The sequence below is a fragment of the Bifidobacterium sp. POST2/T3 (B1) genome (assembly GCF_058197115.1).
Genome location: NZ_JBVPQK010000178.1, coordinates 1 through 5533, shown reverse-complemented (window position 1 = coordinate 5533; position 5533 = coordinate 1). Strand labels below are relative to the sequence as shown.

General features: G+C 58.8%; 6 protein-coding genes. 2 read left to right on the top strand and 4 right to left on the bottom strand.

Annotated elements, in window-relative coordinates; translation table 11 throughout:
* Together AC0AP0_RS08410 and AC0AP0_RS08405 are read left to right on the top strand one after the other, a co-directional pair.
* Positions 1 to 324 (top strand): FHA domain-containing protein (locus AC0AP0_RS08410; RefSeq protein ID WP_490430140.1); only part of this gene is annotated, 324 nt, incomplete at its 5' end.
* A 13-nt stretch (positions 325 to 337) separates the two neighbouring features.
* Positions 338 to 934 (top strand): MerR family transcriptional regulator, encoded by a 597-nt coding sequence (locus AC0AP0_RS08405; protein ID WP_490430139.1) that lies wholly within the window; start codon positions 338 to 340, stop codon positions 932 to 934.
* A gap of 544 nt (positions 935 to 1478) precedes the next feature.
* Here AC0AP0_RS08405 and AC0AP0_RS08400 read toward each other — a convergent pair.
* The 4 genes from AC0AP0_RS08400 to AC0AP0_RS08385 form a co-directional block, all read right to left on the bottom strand.
* Positions 1479 to 2195, bottom strand: a complete 717-nt coding sequence (locus AC0AP0_RS08400; RefSeq protein ID WP_254477153.1) for an HAD hydrolase-like protein — start codon at positions 2193 to 2195, stop codon at positions 1479 to 1481.
* A complete protein-coding gene (locus AC0AP0_RS08395) occupies positions 2188 to 2535 on the bottom strand; it encodes an RNA polymerase-binding protein RbpA (RefSeq protein WP_045935333.1) in 348 nt (115 codons plus the stop codon). Before AC0AP0_RS08395 ends, AC0AP0_RS08400 begins: the two co-directional genes overlap by 8 nt.
* 84 nt (positions 2536 to 2619) lie before the next feature.
* Positions 2620 to 5184: a DEAD/DEAH box helicase gene (locus AC0AP0_RS08390; RefSeq protein WP_490430138.1), complete on the bottom strand. Its 2565-nt coding sequence runs from the start codon at positions 5182 to 5184 to the stop codon at positions 2620 to 2622.
* A 13-nt stretch (positions 5185 to 5197) separates the two neighbouring features.
* A partial coding sequence (locus AC0AP0_RS08385) for a hypothetical protein (protein WP_490430137.1) occupies positions 5198 to 5533 on the bottom strand: 336 nt, incomplete at its 5' end.

The window sequence follows — 5533 nt, the reverse complement described above, 5'->3', positions numbered from 1 at the left end:
CGATTGCCTGAGGGTACAGCCCTGCTGATCTCTACTAGGGGAGCGGTGTCGGGATCGCGTTATCTGCTGGATGAGGATCAGATCAGCGTGGGCCGTGATCCAAAAGCGGATATTCTGTTGGACGACTCGACAGTCTCCAGGGCGCACGCCATATTCGTACGGACTGACCAAGGCTTCAGGGTCGAGGATACTGGTAGCCTCAACGGCACCTACGTCAACCGTGAACGCGTTGACCAGGCCGACCTGCACAACGGCGACGAAATCATGATTGGCAAGTTCCGGCTGGTCTACTTCGATAATCGGGCAGTCATCGCCAAGAGCTGATAGGGGGCATGTCATGGCCGAAGAGGTGCCGACGCTGGTGCAGGGGGAACTCTTCTCGGCTGAGCAGGCCGAGGGCACTACCCGAGGCTACCGAGGAACTGTAGCGGCCAAGGTGGCCGGTATCACCTATCGGCAGCTGGATTATTGGGCCCGCAAACGGATTGTAGAGCCCTCAATCAAGGCCTCACACGGATCAGGCTCCCGCAGGCTCTATTCTTTTAAAGATGTGGTCATCCTGGCGGTCCTCAAGCGACTCCTGGATGCCGGCGTCAACCTGGTCAATGCAACGAGCACTGTGGCTTATCTTGAGCGTCGGACAGTGGGTCAGCTTGAGCATGTGACTGTGGTTTGCGACGGGGACGAGGTTACCGAGTGCTCAGGCCCAGATCAGGTCTTCACTTTGATGCAGTCCGGGCGTGCCGTCTTCGCCATCTCTGTGGGCGCTATCTGGCATCGGATGGATTTGGAACTGCAGACCTTCGACCATGTAGATTTGACTACTGGACAGCTGACCCCGGGTCTGCCTGAGCGACCCATTGACGAGTTGACGGTCATGCGTCTGCGCCAGCGGCTGGAGCATCAGCACGAGCAACGTCAACGGGCTGCATGAATCTAGATGACCGCGAACTTACGCGAACGGCTTGTGGAATCTGAAACAGGGGAGAAAAGAAAATGGATAATCTGACATAACGTACATTATCGGCTTACTGGTGTTTCGCCACAATTTGTTTTGCTGACCCCGAAAACCGCACCTACATGACCGGCTATTGAAGCTGTGGCGATGACAGCTAAAATTTGGCATCTAAAGGTCAGTTTATTAACACATTCCCTTAGTGATGAAGTGTAAGTTGTTTCCTCTGAAGCATTTGTTTCTTCGGGAATAGCTCTCGTAGTTCTACTCCTTGATTTGCCGGGTTAAGCGGGTACATCTATGTAGGGCCGGAACATCATTATTGGCTTATTGTAAATACTGCAGTGCTGACTTAAGGCAGTTCAATATCGGCTCATATTTTTGACTGAACTGCCTTTAAATCGATAGATATATGGGCATACCGGCATACCCTGTTCCCGAATCTTTGCTGATACTGACATGCATATGTCTTTGGCCTCAAAAGTGTGTGCTCGTTGGCACAAGACAGATCCTGAACAAGGTGTTATTCCTGGAAGTAATCCTCGGCAGCTTGGCACAATTGGCCGACTTGGTCGATGACTCGGTAGCACCCGTGAGACTCAAGCTCTCCGGGCTCGGCATAGCCCCATCCGCATCCCAGGCAGTCCAGGCCGGTTTCCAGTGCACCGTCGGCATCAGTCCAGCGGTCGCCGACCATAAGGGCTCGGTCGCCTTGTTTGGCTTCGAAACCAAGCTGTTGCAGAGCGTAGGTGATGACCTGGGCCTTAGTGATCCTTGTAGAGTCCTTGCTGGCGCCATAGACGCCGTCTACCAGTGGAGTCAGTCCGAAGTGGTCACAGACCGGCAGGGCCTGGTACTCGGGTTTGCAGGTGGCCACAGCCAATGTCAGACTATGCTCGTGCATACGGTTCAGCTGATCGGGAATGCCGTCAAAGACCGTGGCGAGCAGTCGACCTGGGATGTGTTGTCCTGGGTGTTCAGGATCCTCGAATGCTGCTATCTCGCTGTAATAGCGCCGGTAGATTTGAACGCCCCTATCTACATCCTCCTCACTGATGCCGTTGTTGCGCAGGGATACTTCGATAGCTGGTCCGATGAATCGTCGAAGCTCGCTCTCATCGGGCACAGGATGACCAAGCTCTTTGAAAGTTTGCACCACAGAAGCGAGAATGCCAGGGTGAGAAGCAGTCAGGGTACCGTCCAGATCCAGCAGAACCAGGCGGCGCGGTGATTTACTCATAGTCAGGGAACCATCCTTCGCGATGCATTTTCAGGCGCTTGTCAAGGACAGCCTTGAGCTCGTCCTCGGATCGACGCTCCAGCAGCATGTCCCAGTGGGTCCTGGTCGGCTTGCCGGTCTTGCCAGACTCCTGCTCGTCATGTCCTTCAAGGTGAGCGATTTGCCCGCAGCGGCACTCCCACTCCTGCGGCACCTCAGCGCCCTCAGCTAAGGGCAGAATGGTCCGATGGCCCTTGGGGCAGATGTAGGCGACCTCGCTGCGTGCCGCGAAGTCCACATTCTGATCGGATTCCAGGGACTTCGCCCCAATACTCATGCCGCGAAGACTGCGCTCTGCCATGATTCCTCCATACTCGTGTCCGTCACTGCCTCCAAGCTACAGAACAGTGTTGACCTGAAACTTATTCCCTGTCTGCGGCCGTGTTCACTCCACGCCTGTATAAGCCACAATGCCGCGGTTAACCTGATCAGCGGCGATGCTGGCAGTCCTGGCCAGGTGATGCCCTCCCCTGCCCAGGTAGGGTTCCACCTGGACGATCTGGGTAAGCACATCGGACAGGCGCTTGGCGTTGCGCACAAAGTCCCCCGCCGTCAGATCGCTGTCACGCAGGATGGTGGTCAGCGAGTCGCCGCATGCCCAGTCGTAAATGGTCGGCCCCAAGCCGAAGTCGAGTTCCGGGGGCAGTTCCAATCCGGCCTGATCGCAGCGTTCTTGCACTTGGGACCACTGACGCTTCATATCCTCCACGGCCTCAACCAGCCTGGGAGCCCGGTATCCGGCCCTCTCCCCTGGCTGCTCCCCTACCCCACGGCGGGATTCGTAGACGAGTCCAGAGACGGCGGCCGCCAGTTCGGCGGGTTCCAGATCATTGAGGATGCCCCGATCCAGGGTCTCGGCAAGGCTCAGATCCTGTTCGCTGTAAATGCGCCGAAGCAGCTGCCCCTTCCGGGTCAGTCGGCAGTCGTCAGGGTCCACAGGCCGTGTGTAGCGCAGGTCGGCCAGAATCTGGCAGATTCTGTCGAACTGGCGTGAGACTGATCCTGTTTTGGACTCGTACTGTTCCCGTGTGCGCTGCAGTTCCTTGTCCATGCGGATCCACCGGTTACCCCAGCGCAGATGCTTGGGCAAGTCCGGGCACTGGCGGCAGGGATGGTTGCGCTCTTGCTCGCGCAACTGGTCGATATGACGGTCAAGGTCGCGAAAGGCCCGCGACCGGGCCTTTTCGCTGGTGAACCTTTGACGCTTCAAGCGGCGGCGATCATTCTTCTGGGCCGAGGAGAGGGCTGCACGGATGCGCATGAACTCGATCAGATCGCCACGGCTGCACTGGGCAGCCTTCCGGTAGTCCTCCAGACCGCTGGTCAGGGTCTCGATGCGCTCCTCCAGCTCCGAGGCTGATCGATTGGCCTCCCACTGGGCAAAGGAGTGGTCCAGGGTATCCCGAGTCCGGCTGTAGCTGGATGAGTTGAGCAGGTTGACAGCCATGTTGAAGGTGGGCCGGAAGCTTGAGTGCAGCGGGTAGACCCTTCTGCTGGACAGGGCTGCCATGGTCTTGGGGCTGAAGTCCCGGTGATCCACCACCACCACATGGCCGATGTCGTCGATGCCCCGCCGGCCGGCCCGACCGGTTAGCTGGGTGAACTCGCCAGGCGTCAGAGCTACATGGCCGGTGCCGTCGAACTTCTCCAGCTTCTCCACCACCACGCAGCGCGCAGGCATATTGATGCCCAGGGCCAGGGTTTCAGTGGCAAAGACCACCTTGAGCAGTCCTAGTTCGAACAGATGTTCGACTATCTGCCGGAAGAGGGTGACTACGCCAGCGTGGTGGGCGGCGAAGCCCTGCTCCAGAGCGAAACGGAACTGGGAGAATCCCAGCGCCTTGAGATCCTCCTTGCTGAGCTGGCCGGCTGCCATGGAGTCCACGATGTGCCGTATTCGGCGGGCCTCCTCATCAGTAGTCAGCTGCAGGCCTGCCCGGATGCACTGTTGGACGGCCTGGTCGCAGCCGGTTCGGGAGAAGATGAAGTAGATGCCGGGCAGCATGTCCATGAAGTCCAGCTCATCGACCACGTCGGCCCGGCTTGGACGATACCGCTCCCCCATCCGCCGCTCCGGCCTGTCGCCGCGGCCATGGTGATGATGGTGTCCTTGGTCACGGGCCTGGGCACGTTCCTGTCCTGCCTTGTCCAGCTGGGCCAGCCGGGAGACCAGATGCGGGTTGATCTTTGGCGTCTGCCGTCCTGAACCGTCGTGCCGATACAGGTCCAGGATCTCGGGCTCGGTGTGCCTGTCGGCCTGGACCAGGACGTGCTGCTCCAGCGGCACGGGTCTGCGCTCGGAGACCACCAGATGGGTGCGTCCGCGCACTGAGGAGATCCAGTCGGAGAACTCCTCTACGTTGGACACGGTGGCCGACAGCCCCACGATTCTGGTGGAGGCCGGAAGATGGATGATGACCTCCTCCCAGACGGGTCCCCGAAAGCGGTCGGCCAGATAGTGGACTTCGTCCAGGATCACGTACTTCAGGGCTGTCAGGGTGGAGGACTGCTCATAGAGCATGTTGCGCAGGACCTCGGTGGTCATGACCACGATGTCCGCCTCGGAGTTGATGGAGGTGTCGCCGGTCAGCAGCCCCACCCGATCCTCGCCGTAACGGCCGACCAGATCATGATATTTCTGGTTGCTCAGCGCCTTGATTGGGGTGGTATAGAAGGTCTTGACGTTCTGCTCCTGAGCCAGGAATACTGCGAAGTCGGCCACGATGGTCTTGCCGGCGCCGGTCGGAGCGGCAACCAGAACGTTGTCGCCATCCTCCAAAGCCGTGATGGCCTCCAGCTGGAAGTCATCCAGAGGGAAGGGCAACTTGGACTGAAAACGTGCGGGCGCTCCGGTCATGCGTTTGCGATGACGACTGAAACGAGCGTAACGTTCCGCCGGCCCCGGTTCGGATGTTGATGAATCCTGTCCGTGGTGACGATGACCTGACATATTCCTCCAAGAACTACTTATTGAACTGCTTCCACCGCCGCCAGACGCGGGCATGATTCCTTCTGCGCTGCTCCTTGCGCTGCAGAACCTGGGCGTGGGCCTGGCTGTAGCGCTCGGTTGAGTGCGACAGGGGCAGGGCGAAAGCCGGACCTTCAGCCCTATCTGTTGCCTGGGACTGTCCTGCAACTGGGGGCTGGGGCATGTGTCGGTTCAGATCGTCTGAGACCCGCCCTATGGAGCGGCCGGCTGTCATGGCATGGCGGATGGCGTAGACGGCTCCGCCAATCAGCATGGCCAGCATGAAGATCACCAGAAAGATCCAGATCCATCCAGGCATGGCACTCCTCTC